The organism is Streptococcus sp. SM5 (assembly GCF_027497975.1).
In genome coordinates this window covers 27316-42425 of record NZ_JAJNSC010000029.1, presented here as the reverse complement: position 1 = coordinate 42425, position 15110 = coordinate 27316, and the positions used below count along the sequence as shown (strand labels likewise).

Annotated in this window: 17 protein-coding genes and 1 pseudogene; 17 read left to right on the top strand and 1 reads right to left on the bottom strand. The window is 40.8% G+C overall.

Annotated features, from left to right (window positions below):
• Positions 1 to 71 (bottom strand): annotated as a pseudogene (locus PAN07_RS15675) (transposase); the annotation flags it as partial.
• A gap of 213 nt (positions 72 to 284) precedes the next feature.
• Between PAN07_RS15675 and PAN07_RS15670 the strand changes: the two are divergent.
• The 17 genes from PAN07_RS15670 to brnQ all read left to right on the top strand — a co-directional run bounded on the left by PAN07_RS15670 (position 285) and on the right by brnQ (position 15075).
• The gene (locus tag PAN07_RS15670) at positions 285 to 1946 is read left to right on the top strand and encodes a ribonuclease J (RefSeq protein ID WP_261045436.1); all 1662 of its coding nucleotides are present in this window, start codon (positions 285 to 287) and stop codon (positions 1944 to 1946) included.
• A 67-nt stretch (positions 1947 to 2013) separates the two neighbouring features.
• Positions 2014 to 2793, top strand: coding sequence for an alpha/beta hydrolase family protein (locus PAN07_RS15665; protein WP_269798294.1), 780 nt, complete (start codon positions 2014 to 2016; stop codon positions 2791 to 2793).
• A 62-nt stretch (positions 2794 to 2855) separates the two neighbouring features.
• Positions 2856 to 3557, top strand: coding sequence for a M57 family metalloprotease (locus PAN07_RS15660; protein WP_265495687.1), 702 nt, complete (start codon positions 2856 to 2858; stop codon positions 3555 to 3557).
• A 38-nt stretch (positions 3558 to 3595) separates the two neighbouring features.
• The gene (gene uvrC, locus PAN07_RS15655; protein WP_269798293.1) at positions 3596 to 5431 is read left to right on the top strand and encodes an excinuclease ABC subunit UvrC; all 1836 of its coding nucleotides are present in this window, start codon (positions 3596 to 3598) and stop codon (positions 5429 to 5431) included.
• Positions 5424 to 5828 (top strand): hypothetical protein, encoded by a 405-nt coding sequence (locus PAN07_RS15650; RefSeq protein WP_269798292.1) that lies wholly within the window; start codon positions 5424 to 5426, stop codon positions 5826 to 5828. Before uvrC ends, PAN07_RS15650 begins: the two co-directional genes overlap by 8 nt.
• A 203-nt stretch (positions 5829 to 6031) precedes the next feature.
• Positions 6032 to 6439, top strand: coding sequence for a hypothetical protein (locus PAN07_RS15645; protein WP_004269953.1), 408 nt, complete (start codon positions 6032 to 6034; stop codon positions 6437 to 6439).
• A 4-nt stretch (positions 6440 to 6443) separates the two neighbouring features.
• The gene (locus tag PAN07_RS15640; RefSeq protein ID WP_269798291.1) at positions 6444 to 7655 is read left to right on the top strand and encodes a triacylglycerol lipase; all 1212 of its coding nucleotides are present in this window, start codon (positions 6444 to 6446) and stop codon (positions 7653 to 7655) included.
• Positions 7637 to 7930: a hypothetical protein gene (locus PAN07_RS15635; protein WP_269796522.1), complete on the top strand. Its 294-nt coding sequence runs from the start codon at positions 7637 to 7639 to the stop codon at positions 7928 to 7930. Before PAN07_RS15640 ends, PAN07_RS15635 begins: the two co-directional genes overlap by 19 nt.
• A 74-nt stretch (positions 7931 to 8004) precedes the next feature.
• Positions 8005 to 8415, top strand: a complete 411-nt coding sequence (locus PAN07_RS15630) for a hypothetical protein (RefSeq protein ID WP_004264263.1) — start codon at positions 8005 to 8007, stop codon at positions 8413 to 8415.
• 1 nt (position 8416) lies between these two features.
• On the top strand, positions 8417 to 9631 hold the full coding sequence (locus PAN07_RS15625; RefSeq protein WP_269798290.1) for a triacylglycerol lipase: 1215 nt from the start codon (positions 8417 to 8419) through the stop codon (positions 9629 to 9631).
• Positions 9613 to 10005: a hypothetical protein gene (locus tag PAN07_RS15620; RefSeq protein WP_064276320.1), complete on the top strand. Its 393-nt coding sequence runs from the start codon at positions 9613 to 9615 to the stop codon at positions 10003 to 10005. The genes PAN07_RS15625 and PAN07_RS15620 overlap by 19 nt, the downstream gene beginning before the upstream one ends.
• The gene (locus PAN07_RS15615) at positions 9986 to 10279 is read left to right on the top strand and encodes a hypothetical protein (RefSeq protein WP_004269862.1); all 294 of its coding nucleotides are present in this window, start codon (positions 9986 to 9988) and stop codon (positions 10277 to 10279) included. The genes PAN07_RS15620 and PAN07_RS15615 overlap by 20 nt, the downstream gene beginning before the upstream one ends.
• 141 nt (positions 10280 to 10420) lie before the next feature.
• Positions 10421 to 11026: a nitroreductase family protein gene (locus PAN07_RS15610; protein WP_064276322.1), complete on the top strand. Its 606-nt coding sequence runs from the start codon at positions 10421 to 10423 to the stop codon at positions 11024 to 11026.
• A 13-nt stretch (positions 11027 to 11039) separates the two neighbouring features.
• Positions 11040 to 12440 carry a dipeptidase PepV gene (gene pepV, locus PAN07_RS15605; RefSeq protein ID WP_269798289.1) on the top strand — a complete coding sequence of 467 codons (1401 nt, stop codon included), beginning with the start codon at positions 11040 to 11042 and terminating at the stop codon, positions 12438 to 12440.
• A 53-nt stretch (positions 12441 to 12493) separates the two neighbouring features.
• On the top strand, positions 12494 to 13072 hold the full coding sequence (locus PAN07_RS15600; protein WP_269798288.1) for a uracil-DNA glycosylase family protein: 579 nt from the start codon (positions 12494 to 12496) through the stop codon (positions 13070 to 13072).
• A 114-nt stretch (positions 13073 to 13186) separates the two neighbouring features.
• Complete coding sequence (locus tag PAN07_RS15595) at positions 13187 to 13474, top strand: rhodanese-like domain-containing protein (RefSeq protein ID WP_042750454.1); 288 nt, start codon at positions 13187 to 13189, stop codon at positions 13472 to 13474.
• A 275-nt stretch (positions 13475 to 13749) separates the two neighbouring features.
• Positions 13750 to 15075: a branched-chain amino acid transport system II carrier protein gene (gene brnQ, locus PAN07_RS15590; RefSeq protein ID WP_269798287.1), complete on the top strand. Its 1326-nt coding sequence runs from the start codon at positions 13750 to 13752 to the stop codon at positions 15073 to 15075.
• Positions 15076 to 15110: the final 35 nt, after the last annotated feature.

Here is a 15110-nt window from a genome sequence, read left to right as displayed (position 1 = left end):
AGCTTCTCTATGCTATATCCTTGTTTTCTAAGTTTATAGATCTGAACTTTATCATCATAAGTTAATTTCATAATAAAAACACCCCAAAAGTTAGATTTTTTCTGTCTAACTTTTGGGGTGCAGTTCAGTTGGGCAACCAGCTCTTTTTTGAAAACAAATCTTCATTTTGAAAATCATCAAAAAAATGGTATAATGGTAGGAAAAGATTCGGCTAAAAGTAGTGCTTTTAGAATAAGAGGGTAAGTAACCCTATAATCAAGATAAACTAAGCTTTCGGAGGAAAAATGAGTAATATCAGTTTAACAACACTTGGTGGTGTGCGTGAAAATGGGAAAAATATGTATATCGCTGAAATCGATGGGTCTATTTTCGTTTTGGATGCAGGTCTAAAATATCCTGAGAATGAACAACTAGGGGTGGATGTCGTCATTCCAAATATGGACTACCTTTTTGAAAATAGTGACCGTATCGCAGGGGTCTTCTTGACCCATGGACATGCGGATGCTATTGGTGCTCTACCTTATCTCTTGGCTGAAGCCAAGGTGCCTGTATTTGGGTCTGAGCTGACCATTGAGTTGGCCAAACTCTTTGTCAAAGGAAATGACACAGTTAAGAAATTTAATGATTTCCATGTTATCGATGAGGATACGGAGATAGATTTTGGAGGAACTGTGGTTTCCTTCTTCCGTACAACACACTCTATCCCAGAAAGTCTGGGTGTTGTCTTGAAGACATCTGAAGGTAGCATCGTTTATACAGGTGATTTCAAATTTGACCAGACAGCTAGTGAATCCTATGCGACAGACTTCGCTCGTTTAGCAGAAATCGGTCGTGATGGTGTTCTAGCACTTCTCAGTGATTCAGCTAATGCAGATAGCAATATCCAGGTGGCTAGCGAAAGTGAAGTTGGGGACGAGATTACTCAAACCATTGCAGATTGGGATGGTCGTATCATCGTCGCAGCAGTAGCCAGCAACCTTTCTCGTATCCAGCAGGTGTTTGATGCTGCAGATGCAACAGGTCGCCGTGTGGTCTTGACAGGATTTGATATTGAAAATATCGTCCGCACTGCTATTCGCCTCAAGAAATTGTCTCTAGCTAACGAGAGTCTTTTGATTAAACCGAAAGACATGTCTCGCTTTGAGGATCGTGAGTTGATCATCCTTGAGACAGGTCGTATGGGTGAGCCTATCAATGGTCTTCGCAAGATGTCGATTGGGCGCCACCGTTATGTGGAAATTAAGGACGGTGACCTAGTTTATATCGTAACGACTCCATCTATCGCCAAAGAAGCAGTTATGGCGCGTGTGGAAAACATGATTTACCAAGCTGGAGGTGTTGTCAAATTGATCACCCAAAGCTTGCGTGTGTCAGGACATGGGAATGCGCGTGACTTGCAGTTGATGATTAATCTCTTGCAACCTAAGTATCTCTTCCCGATTCAAGGGGAATACCGTGAGTTGGATGCTCATGCTAAGGCTGCTATGGCCGTCGGGATGCTGCCAGAACGCATATTCATTCCTAAAAAGGGAACCAGCATGGCTTATGAGAATGGGGACTTTGTCCCAGCTGGCGCGGTTTCAGCAGGGGATGTCTTGATTGACGGGAATGCTATTGGTGATGTTGGAAATGTGGTTCTTCGTGACCGTAAGGTCTTGTCAGAGGACGGTATTTTCATCGTAGCAATCACCGTTAACCGTCGTGAGAAGAAAATTGTGGCCAAGGCTCGTGTTCACACGCGTGGATTTGTTTATCTCAAGAAGAGTCGCGATATTCTCCGTGAAAGTTCAGAATTGATTAACCAAACGGTAGAAGACTATCTTCAAGGAGATGACTTTGACTGGGCAGATCTAAAAGGGAAGGTTCGTGATAATCTGACCAAGTATCTCTTTGACCAAACCAAGCGTCGTCCAGCTATTTTACCAGTAGTCATGGAAGCAAAATAATTGTTGAAATAAATAGAGAGAAAGTCGAGTTTCGGCTTTTTCTTATAGAAAAATAGAGGAAAAAATTATGGCAGTAATGAAAATCGAGTATTACTCACAAGTTTTGGATATGGAGTGGGGAGTGAATGTTCTTTACCCCGATGTCAATCGAGTGGAAGAACCAGAGTGTCAAGATATTCCCGTCTTGTACCTTTTGCATGGGATGTCTGGCAATCATAATAGTTGGCTCAAGCGGACCAATGTAGAACGCTTACTTCGAGGAACCAATCTTATCGTTGTTATGCCCAATACCAGCAACGGTTGGTACACCGATACCCAGTATGGTTTTGACTATTACACAGCTCTAGCAGAGGAATTGCCACAGGTTCTGAAACGCTTCTTCCCTAATATGACTAGCAAGCGTGAAAAGACCTTTATCGCTGGCCTCTCTATGGGAGGCTATGGCTGTTTCAAATTGGCTCTTGCTACAAATCGTTTTTCTCATGCAGCTAGCTTCTCAGGTGCCCTTAGTTTTCAAGATTTTTCTCCTGAGAGCCAAGATTTGGGGACACCAGCTTACTGGAGAGGTGTTTTTGGGGAGATTAAAGACTGGACAACTAGTCCCTATTCTCTAGAAAGTCTGGCTAAAAAATCGGATAAAAAGACCAAGCTGTGGGCTTGGTGTGGCGAGCAGGATTTCTTGTACGAAGCCAATAATCTAGCAGTGAATAATCTCAAAAAACTGGGCTTTAATGTGACCTATAGCCATAGTGCTGGAACTCACGAGTGGTACTACTGGGAAAAACAATTGGAACGGTTTCTAGCAACTCTGCCAATCGATTTCAAATTGGAAGAGAGATTGTCATAATTTAGTTTTCTTTCAGCTTGTTTTAGTAAAATAGACTTTATTTTCTAGAAAGGTGGAGGGAAATGCGCTGGATTTTTCGTTTGATAGGGGCTTTCTTTTCTTTTGTGTGGCGTTTGTTTTGGCGTTTAGTTTGGATAGCTTTTCTTTTGTGTGCTTTTGCTTTCGGACTTCTCTGGTATCTGAACGGTGATTTTCAAGGAGCGCTAAAGCAAGCAGAACGGTCAGTCAAGATTGGTCAACAAAGTATCGACCAATGGGAAAAAACAGGGCAACTGCCTAAGTTGAACCAGACAGATAGCCACCAACACTCTGAAGGAAGGTGGCCGCAGGCTTCAGCTAGTATTTACCTAGATCCCCAGATGGATTCACGCTTTCACGAAGCTTATGTAGAAGCGATTCAGAATTGGAATCAAACTGGTGCTTTTAACTTTGAAATTGTCACCGAGTCCAGCAAGGCAGATATCTTGGCTACGGAGATGAATGACGGAGGCACTCCTGTGGCAGGAGAGGCAGAAAGTCAGACCAATCTATTAACGGGGCAATTCTTGTCTGTAACGGTACGGTTGAATCATTATTATCTGTCCAATCCTAACTATGGCTATTCATATGAGCGCATTGTCCATACGGCAGAACACGAGTTGGGTCATGCGATTGGATTGGATCATACAGATGAGAAGTCTGTCATGCAACCTGCGGGTTCCTTTTATGGTATCCAGGAAGAGGATGTTGCAAACCTCCGAAAAATATATGAGACTAGTGAGTAGGGAACAATCTTTCCCTACTTTTTTGCTATAATGGAACTATGAATAACTTGATTAAATCAAAACTAGAGCTCTTGCCGACCAGCCCTGGTTGCTACATTCACAAGGATAAAAACGGCACTATTATCTATGTAGGAAAGGCTAAAAATCTGCGAAACCGTGTGCGGTCCTATTTTCGTGGAAGTCATGATACCAAGACGGAAGCTCTGGTGTCCGAAATTGTGGATTTTGAATTTATCGTTACTGAGTCCAATATTGAGGCACTTCTCCTAGAAATCAACTTGATCAAGGAAAACAAGCCTAAATACAATATCATGCTCAAGGATGATAAGTCTTATCCCTTCATCAAAATCACCAATGAACGCTATCCTCGTTTGATTATTACCCGTCAGGTCAAGAAGGACGGCGGTCTTTATTTTGGACCTTATCCCGATGTGGGGGCAGCCAATGAAATCAAGCGATTGCTGGATCGGATTTTCCCTTTTCGCAAGTGTACCAATCCACCGTCTAAGGTCTGTTTTTACTACCATATCGGCCAATGCATGGCCCACACTATCTGTAAGAAGGATGAGTCCTACTTCAAGTCTATGGCTCAGGAGGTTTCTGATTTCCTAAAAGGGCAGGATGACAAAATCATTGATGACCTAAAGGGCAAAATGGCAGCGGCAGTCCAGACTATGGAATTTGAACGTGCGGCGGAATATCGTGACCTAATTCAGGCTATTGGAACGCTTCGAACCAAGCAACGGGTCATGGCTAAGGATCTCCAAAATCGGGATGTCTTTGGCTATTATGTGGACAAGGGCTGGATGTGTGTTCAGGTTTTCTTTGTCCGTCAGGGCAAGCTCATTGAGCGGGATGTCAATCTATTCCCCTACTACAATGATTCGGACGAGGACTTCTTAACCTATGTGGGACAATTCTATCAAGAAAAATCTCACCTAGTTCCCAATGAGGTACTGATTCCGCAGGATATTGATGAAGAAGCCGTCAAGGCCATAGTGGATACTAAGATTCTCAAACCCCAGCGTGGAGAGAAAAAGCAGCTGGTCAATCTGGCTATAAAGAATGCTCGAGTCAGCCTAGAGCAGAAATTCAACCTGCTAGAGAAATCTGTCGAAAAGACACAGGGGGCTATTGAAAATCTAGGACGCTTGCTCCAAATTCCGACACCAGTCCGCATAGAATCCTTCGATAACTCCAATATCATGGGAACTAGTCCTGTTTCAGCCATGGTGGTCTTTGTCAACGGCAAACCAAGTAAGAAGGATTATCGTAAGTACAAGATAAAAACCGTAGTCGGGCCAGACGACTATGCCAGTATGCGAGAGGTCATTCGCAGACGCTATGGTCGAGTACAGCGTGACAGTTTGACTCCTCCAGATTTGATTGTGATTGATGGGGGACAAGGTCAAGTCAATATCGCCAAGCAGGTCATCCAAGAAGAACTGGGCTTGGATATTCCCATTGCAGGTCTGCAAAAGAATGACAAGCACCAAACCCATGAATTGCTCTTTGGAGATCCGCTTGAGGTGGTGGAGTTGTCTCGTAATTCTCAGGAATTTTTCCTCCTACAACGTATCCAAGATGAGGTGCACCGCTTTGCCATTACTTTCCACCGCCAACTGCGCTCCAAAAATTCCTTTTCATCACAATTGGATGGCATTGACGGTCTAGGACCTAAACGCAAGCAAAATCTCATGAAGCATTTCAAGTCTTTGACTAAAATCAAGGAAGCCAGTGTGGATGAGATTGTCGAAGTTGGAGTACCAATAGCAGTAGCAGAGGCTGTGCAAAGAAAGTTGAACCCGCAGGAAGAAAAGGAATTAGCTCAAGTTGCTGAACAAGGAATAATAGAATGGAGAAAAAATGAGTAAAATAAGCAATAAAATATTAGGGACAGTATATGTAATTTCTTATCTCTGCCTTCTTTATTGTCTGTGGATTTGGAATGGACCAATTTTTCTTTTTTTGACGGTTATCTTATTTGGTTTTCCCTTATTAATAATAGCTATTCCTTTGTTAGGTTTATGGATATTTACAAAATTGAAATCCCAGATTTTAATTGGTTATATATCGAGTTTATTGAACAGCTATTATCTGTATTTGGTACTTAAAAATTTTCATTTAGAACGAATTACAGATACAGCAGGCCATAAAATTGCTTTATCGACCGGGCTATCTGTTGCAATTATCATTTTTGATGTGATACTTTTATCAGTTGCTACCTTAGGTTTTTATAAAAATTATATTTTGGTTTTTAAAAAAGAATAATTTGGACCAAGAGATACTATGAAAAATCCCTGCAAGCTCTTTCAAATTATGGTAGAACGGAAGCAGTAGAATTAGAAAAGGAAATCGCGAGTGAACTATGCTAATCTTGAATTCAATGCACAAGACCAGAGCGACTATTGGTCCTATACTATAAGGTAATTCAGACCAAGTTGCTTTATAGAATAATATAAGGAGGTGCGTTAATGGATAGGCACAAAAAATGGGGTATTATTGCTTTAGTAATCTGTGTAATAGGAGGAATTGTGATGTTTAGTTTGAATCATCAAAAAGAAAAAACATTGGAAGAGAAAATGAGAATCGAACAGGATAGGGTAGCAAAGTTTTTAGTAAGTAACTATGATTTAGCTGATGGACAAAAGATTGAGAGAGTGGAGTTTGTTGAATTTCAAAAAAATGAAAGTACGGGGAGTTGGAGGATTACTGCTAAAGTAAATGGTCAATATGATATATCTGTCAAAATAGATTCTTTAAATGAGAATGGGAAAATAAGAAGTTCTAATTATTCACCAACAGAATTCATAAAGAGAGAACACAAAGAAGAAGCTGGGTATGATATAGCAGTAAAAATTATCTACTTAGAGGAGAGATAACTATATGGTTACAGAAGAAGATTATAGATATATAGTAGACGATGTTTACGATGTTGACTCTGGTAAGGTGAGTAATCCTATTCAGGAGGGACGATTAGTTGCAAACGATCGGTTTAAAGTAATCTCTAACCCCATAGACAACACCTCCAACGGTATGCAGGCGATGGCGGTTGCTCCTGTGGATAAAAATGGGAATGTGGATTATAGTCATGTAGTGATTGCTTATGCTGGGACGAATAAAGATGATCGACTTGACATCCAAACAGATATCCAATCAATAGGATTTGGTGATAGACGGATGTTGTCGGATTCGAAAACAAAGACATTTAGAAAATCTCAATTTCAAACGGCTTTGAGTTTCGCGGAAGAAATCGAAAAAACTTATCCCTCTGCTAAAATCACAACTGCGGGGCATTCGCTTGGAGAGTCTCTGGCTATGTATGTCGCTTTGAAGCGAGGTTATGCCAATGTTGGGTATAACGGACCAGATATTCATAACTTGATTTCGAAAGAAGAAATCAAGCACATGCAAGAACATCCAGAACAATTTCGCAATTACCGTCATAAGTATGATGTTATTGGCAATATTACGGGAAATACGACTCAAACAGCCATCTATCCCTATATCTATCCTGCAAAAGATAACTGGGGTGACAAGTTAGAATATCATAACTTGTCCCAGTGGCGATTTGATGAGAATGGCCAGCTAGTTGATTTGGACGGAAAGCGAGTTACGAATCTCAAAGTAACGGTACTAGCAGAAGCAACAGCGGGTATGTACCGCTACCAAAAAATTAAAAGCTACCTCTCGGCAGATGGTTTGTCAAGTAGGGAAGAGATATACTTGGATAGCTTGCAGGGAATGGCTCTAGGGGAAGGGATGTCTAATGCAGCTCGAGCTGGTGCAGACGATATTAAGCACCTTCAAGAGGAGGTGGTGTCAAAAGCACAAGAACTATGGAATCAGCTTGACTTTAGTAGTTTCCGATACCTGAGTTATGATGAAGTCCTATCGACTTTTGCGTCTGCGGGTGTGACTCGGGATACGATTGTCGGTTCAGTTGAGCAAGATTTTGAGCAAATGAACCAAAAAGCTGAAAAACTAGCCACAGAATTTGATACCCTTAACCAACAGATTATCCAAGTCATTGAGAATAAACTAGCCACAGATAAGGAATTGGCAGGAGAATTTAGAAAATGGAACAGTCGGATTTAGTCTTCCAAAAGTTAAAAGCAAAAGAAAAAGAGTATTATGATTTGGAAGATGAATATCTAAAGCAGAAAGCAACTTTTACAAATCAACGCAATGAACTCTATGAACGTCGAGACCGCCTTGCCCGAATCGTAGAAGACGAAGCTGGTAAGATGACTGCTTTTCTTCAAAAAGGACAATATAGTTACCAAGATGGAGAACAGTTTTATAGGAGTTTACAACAATTGATGGAGGATTCTCAGTTTGTGACAGCTTTGAATTATGCCAATGTTAAGTAAAAAAGCCATTTATGTTATACTATAAGGTAATTCAGACCAAGTTGCTTTATAGAATAATATAAGGAGGTGTGTTAATGAATAGGCACAAAAAATGGGGTATTATTGCTTTAGTAATTTGTATCATAGGAGGGATTATAATGTTTAGTTTGAATCAACAAAAAGAAAAAACGATGGAAGAAAAAATGAGAATTGAACAGGATAGGATGGCGTTATACTTAGTTAGTCATTATGAAAAGGTTGAGAAGATTGAGTTTACAAGTTTTCAACAGAATAAATTAACAGGAACTTGGAATTCTAATGCCATTGTCAATGACGAAATATTTGTCACTTTTTCTGTTCAAAACTTGATGACAGAGGATGAAATAGGTTTTGGACAGCATATTAGTCAAAGTAATGGGAATGAATTAATAGAAAGAGATAATCCGGAAGTAATAAATAGCGATTCACTTATGTCAAATATAACAGTTATTTATTGGGTGAGATAATATGATTACGGATAAAAGTTTTAATTACTTAGTTGACCAAGTATATGAAGTTGATAAAAATAAAAATTCAACTCCATGGAAAGCAGGAGATGAGTTAAGAAAGGATTCTCAAACTTTTCGAGTTCTGAGTGCAAAAGACAACACCTCCAATGGTATGCAGGCGATGGCGGTTGCTCCTGTGGATAAAAATGGGAATGTGGATTATAGTCATGTAGTGATTGCTTATGCTGGGACGAATAGAGACGATCGGCTTGACATCCAAACAGATATCCAATCAATAGGATTTGGTGATAGACGGATGTTGTCGGATTCGAAAACAAAGACATTTAGAAAATCTCAATTTCAAACGGCTCTGAGTTTTGCGGAAGAAATCGAAAAAACTTATCCCTCTGCTAAAATCACAACTGCGGGGCATTCGCTTGGAGAGTCTCTGGCTATGTATGTCGCTTTGAAGCGAGGTTATGCCAATATAGGGTATAATGGGCCAGATATTCATAACTTGATTTCGAAAGAAGAAATCAAGTACATGCAAGAGCATCCAGAACAATTTCGCAATTACCGTCATAAGTATGATTTTATTGGCAATATTATGGGAAATACGACTCAAACAGCTATCTATCCCTATATCTATCCTGCAAAAGATAACTGGGGTGACAAGTTAGAATATCATAACTTGTCCCAGTGGCGATTTGATGAGAATGGCCAGTTAGTTGATTTGAACGGAAAGCGAGTTACGAATCTCAAAGTAACGGTACTAGCAGAAGCAACAGCGGGTATGTACCGCTACCAAAAAATTAAAAGCTACCTCTCGGCAGATGGTTTGTCAAGTAGGGAAGAGATATACTTGGATAGCTTGCAGGGAATGGCTCTAGGGGAAGGGATGTCTAATGCAGCTCGAGCTGGTGCAGACGATATTAAGCACCTTCAAGAGGAGGTGGTGTCAAAAGCACAAGAACTATGGAATCAGCTTGACTTTAGTAGTTTCCGATACCTGAGTTATGATGAAGTCCTATCGACTTTTGCGTCTGCGGGTGTGACTCGGGATACGATTGTCGGTTCAGTTGAGCAAGATTTTGAGCAAATGAACCAAAAAGCTGAAAAACTAGCCACAGAATTTGATACCCTTAACCAACAGATTATCCAAGTCATTGAGAATAAACTAGCCACAGATAAGGAATTGGCAGGAGAATTTAGAAAATGGAACAGTCGGATTTAGTCTTCCAAAAGTTAAAAGCAAAAGAAAAAGAGTATTATGATTTGGAAGATGAATATCTAAAGCAGAAAGCAACTTTTACAAATCAACGCAATGAACTCTATGAACGTCGAGACCGCCTTGCCCGAATCGTAGAAGACGAAGCTGGTAAGATGACTGCTTTTCTTCAAAAAGGACAATATAGTTACCAAGATGGAGAACAGTTTTATAGGAGTTTACAACAATTGATGGAGGATTCTCAGTTTGTGTGTAGGCATAGAGAAGATGAATTGCAGTATCAAGAGGATTTGTTAAACAGAGATTATCGTAAAAAGCAAGATGAGTTAGAACAGACAATCGGAGATTTAAGGAGGTCATATGCTCGCGCCATTAAATGAATATTATACAGATGAAGAATATGAATTTGCTTTACGTCAGATGTATCGTATGATGGAGAGGAATAGAATCTATACAATGGCGACAGTAATCCTAAAGGAAAAAAATTCTTTGCAAACAGATTATAAAGAAAAAGTGAGAGAAAGTGCGGAGGAGACAAAAGTCGCTATTGGGAAAATAAAATCACAGATGGATACGGCTATAAAAGGTCAGGTAAAGAAAAAGTTGGAAGAAGTGACAACGGAGAAGCTATCTCAGTATGATTCCATTTGCTAATTTTATAGTGAGTAACTAGAATAATTGCTACAAACTGCATAGAGCAGTTTTTTTGCTATTACTTTTCCTATGAAAAATCCCTGCAAGCTCTTTCAAATTATGGTAGAATGGAAGCAGTAGAATTAGAAAAGGAAATCGATTATGAAATTTCTTGAATTAAATAAAAAACGTCATGCGACTAAGCATTTCACTGATAAGCCGGTTGATCCAAAAGATGTGCGTACGGCCATCGAAATTGCAACCTTGGCTCCAAGTGCCCACAACAGCCAGCCTTGGAAATTTGTGGTCGTTCGTGAGAAAAATGCTGAACTGGCAAAGTTGGCTTACGGTTCCAACTTTGAGCAGGTATTATCAGCGCCTGTAACTATTGCCTTGTTTACAGACACAGATTTGGCTAAACGTGCTCGTAAGATTGCCCGAGTTGGTGGTGCTAACAATTTCTCAGAAGAACAACTTCAATACTTTATGAAAAATTTGCCTGCTGAATTTGCCCGTTACAATGAACAACAAGTCAGCGACTACCTAGCCCTCAATGCAGGTTTGGTTGCTATGAATTTGGTTCTGGCTCTTACAGACCAAGGAATCGGATCAAATCTGATTCTTGGTTTTGACAAATCAAAAGTCAATGAAGTTTTGGATATCGAAGACCGCTTCCGCCCAGAACTTTTGATTACAGTGGGATACACAGACGAAAAATTGGAACCAAGTTACCGCTTGCCAGTAGATGAAATCATCGAGAAAAGATAGAAAGAAGAAAAAAATGACAACAATTGATTTTACAGCAGAAGTAGAAAAACGCAAAGAAGACCTCTTGGCTGACTTGTTTAGCCTTTTGGAAATCAACTCAGAACGTGATGACAGCAAGGCTGATGCTGAGCATCCATTTGGACCTGGGCCGGTAAAAGCCTTGGAAAAATTCCTTGAAATTGCAGACCGTGATGGCTACCCAACTAAAAATGTTGATAACTACGCAGGACATTTCGAGTTTGGTGATGGAGAAGAAGTTCTCGGAATCTTTGCCCACATGGACGTAGTGCCTGCTGGTAGCGGTTGGGACACAGACCCTTACACACCAACTATCAAAGACGGTCGCCTTTATGCGCGTGGTTCTTCTGATGACAAGGGACCTACAACAGCTTGTTACTATGGTTTGAAAATCATCAAAGAATTGGGCCTTCCAACTTCTAAGAAAGTTCGTTTCATCGTTGGAACAGATGAAGAATCAGGTTGGGCAGACATGGACTACTATTTCGAGCACGTAGGACTTGCAAAACCAGACTTCGGTTTCTCTCCAGATGCTGAGTTCCCAATCATCAATGGTGAAAAAGGAAATATCACAGAATACCTCCACTTTGCAGGTGAAAATGCAGGTGCTGCCCGTCTTCACAGCTTTACAGGTGGTTTACGTGAAAATATGGTACCAGAATCAGCAACAGCAGTCGTTTCAGGTGATTTGACTGACTTGCAAGCTAAACTAGATGCCTTTGTTGCAGAACACAAACTTAGAGGAGAACTCCAAGAAGAAGCTGGGCAATACAAGGTGACGATTATTGGTAAATCAGCCCACGGTGCTATGCCTGCTTCAGGTGTCAATGGTGCGACTTACCTAGCCCTCTTCCTTAGCCAGTTTGACTTTGCTGGTCCAGCCAAAGACTACCTTGACATCGCTGGTAAGATTCTCTTGAACGATCATGAGGGTGAAAATCTCAAGATTGCTCATGTGGATGAAAAGATGGGTGCCCTTTCTATGAATGCCGGTGTCTTCCGCTTTGATGAAGCAAGTGCTGATAATACCATTGCCCTCAACATCCGCTATCCAAAAGGAACAAGTCCAGAGCAAATCAAGTCAATCCTTGAAAACTTGCCGGTTGCTTCTGTTAGTCTTTCTGAACACGGTCATACGCCTCACTATGTGCCAATGGAAGATCCACTTGTGCAAACCTTGTTGAATGTTTATGAAAAACAAACTGGTCTTAAAGGTCATGAGCAAGTTATCGGTGGTGGAACCTTTGGTCGCTTGCTAGAACGAGGTGTTGCTTATGGTGCCATGTTCCCAGACTCAATTGACACCATGCACCAAGCCAATGAATTTATCGCCTTGGACGATCTCTTCCGAGCAGCAGCAATCTATGCCGAAGCTATTTACGAATTGATCAAATAAAACGATAGAAGTCTGAGATTGTATGCTTAGACTTCTTTTTGGAGGGAAAGTAGATGTCTCAAATCGAAAGAATCAAGCAGGATATCATGGCGGATCCGCAGAATGCTACCTATACAAAGCGTGGCATCGAGCCTCTCTTTGCAGCGCCAAAGACTGCTCGCATCAATATCATCGGTCAAGCGCCTGGTCTTAAAACCCAAGAAGCAGGCCTTTACTGGAAAGATAAGAGTGGTGACCGCCTGAGAGACTGGCTAGGTGTGGATGAGGATACCTTTTACAATTCAGGCTATTTTGCTGTCTTGCCTATGGATTTCTACTTTCCAGGGCATGGCAAATCAGGTGATTTACCACCAAGAGCGGGTTTTGCCGAAAAATGGCATCCGCAACTCTTACAAGAATTGCCCGATATTCAGTTGACCCTCTTAATTGGGCAATATGCCCAGGCTTACTATTTGCAGGAGAAAATCAGTGGCAAGGTGACAGAACGGGTAAAACATTACCAGAACTACTTGCCAACCTATTTTCCACTAGTTCACCCCTCGCCTCGAAATCAAATCTGGATGGCCAAAAATCCTTGGTTTGAGTCAGAAGTGGTGCCAGATTTGAAAAAAAGAATTAAAACTATTTTATAGTCAATGAAAATCAAAGAGCAAACTAGAAAGCTAGCCGCAGGCTGTACTTGAGTACGGTAAGGCGACGCTGACGTGGTTTGAATTTGATTTTCGAAGAGTATTAGGAGAAAAAGAATGAAAGAAATTACCTTTGACGCATTTTACCAGCTTTACCAAAACGACCAACTTTCTCTAGTGGACGTGAGAGAAGTGGAAGAGTTTGACGCTCTTCATTTAGAAGGTGCTCAGAATCTTCCTCTGAGTCAATTAGCTGATACTTATGATCAATTGGACAAGGATCAGTTACATTATGTTATTTGTAAATCTGGAATGAGATCGGCGCGCGCTTGTCAATTTCTAGCTGAACAAGGTTATGAGGTTATCAATGTACAAGGTGGCATGATGGCCTTTGAAGAACTTTAATACTCAATGAAAATCAAAGAGCAAACTAGGAAGCTAGCCGCAGGCTGTACTTGAGTACGGCAAGGTGAAGCTGACGTGGTTTGAAGAGATTTTCGAAGAGTATAAACATTAGAATTTCTCCTACTTGGTGTGGACTGGGTAGGAGAATTTTATTTTTAGACAATTCTCATTTTTGAGAATCTTGAAAACATTCAATATTTACTTCGTGAAGCTTTTTTCATACTCCCATTCATGATATACTAGGTCAGTATTTTATAAATATGAAGGAGATTTTCATGGCTAAAAAAGGTGCTCTAACAGGTTTGCTCCTGTTTGGAATATTTTTTGGTGCGGGAAACTTGATTTTTCCGCCTTCTCTAGGTGCTTTATCTGGAGAACATTTTCTTCCTGCCATCGCAGGTTTTGTCTTTTCAGGCGTCGGTATCGCCGTCTTGACTCTTATTATTGGAACGCTAAATCCTAAAGGATATATCTACGAGATTTCTACAAAGATAGCGCCTTGGTTTGCGACTCTTTACCTCTCAGTTCTTTACTTGTCAATCGGTCCATTCTTTGCTATCCCGCGTACAGCTACAACAGCTTACGAAGTAGGGATTAAGCCTCTTTTGTCGGATGCCAATAAAGGTCTTGGTTTGATTGTCTTTACAGTTCTGTATTTTGCAGCAGCCTATTTGATTTCGCTTAATCCATCAAAAATCTTAGATCGTATCGGCCGTATTTTAACACCAGTTTTTGCGATTTTGATTGTTATCTTAGTTGTTCTTGGAGCTTTCAAATACGGTGGAACAAGTCCTCAAGCTGCTTCAGCTGCTTATCAAGCTTCTGCCTTTGGTACAGGTTTCTTAGAAGGTTACAATACCTTGGACGCCCTTGCTTCAGTTGCCTTTAGTGTGATTGCAGTTCAAACCTTGAAACAACTTGGATTTTCAAGTAAGAAAGAATACATTTCGACTATTTGGGTGGTTGGTATCGTTGTTGCCCTTGCCTTCAGTGCTCTTTATATCGGTTTAGGTTTCCTTGGAAATCATTTCCCAGTACCAGCTGAAGCGATGAAGGGTGGAACACCAGGTGTTTACATCTTGTCACAAGCCACTCAAGAAATCTTTGGCTCAACAGCCCAACTCTTCCTTGCAGCTATGGTTACCGTAACCTGCTTCACAACAACGGTTGGTTTGATTGTGTCAACAGCTGAGTTCTTTAATGAACGTTTCCCACAAATCAGTTACAAGGTCTATGCGACAGCCTTTACCTTGATTGGATTTGCCATTGCTAATTTGGGTCTTGATGCGATTATCAAGTACTCCATTCCAGTACTGGTTATTTTGTACCCAATCACGATTGCCATCGTTATGATTGTCATTGTCAACAAATTTGTTGCCCTTTCAAAACCTGGTATGCAATTGACAATTGCTGTGGTTACAGCTATTGCCATTGCAAGCGTACTAGGAAGCTCGTTTAAGGTTGAGTTTCTTGCAAACTTTGTCAACGCTCTTCCTTTTGCTAAAGCATCACTCCCATGGTTGGTACCAGCCATTGTTGGAATCTTGCTCTCATTGGTTCTACCAAACAAGCAAGAAAGCGATGTTTTTGAAATGGAATAATCACTAAAATCACTTTTGTAGCCAAGTCTACAGGA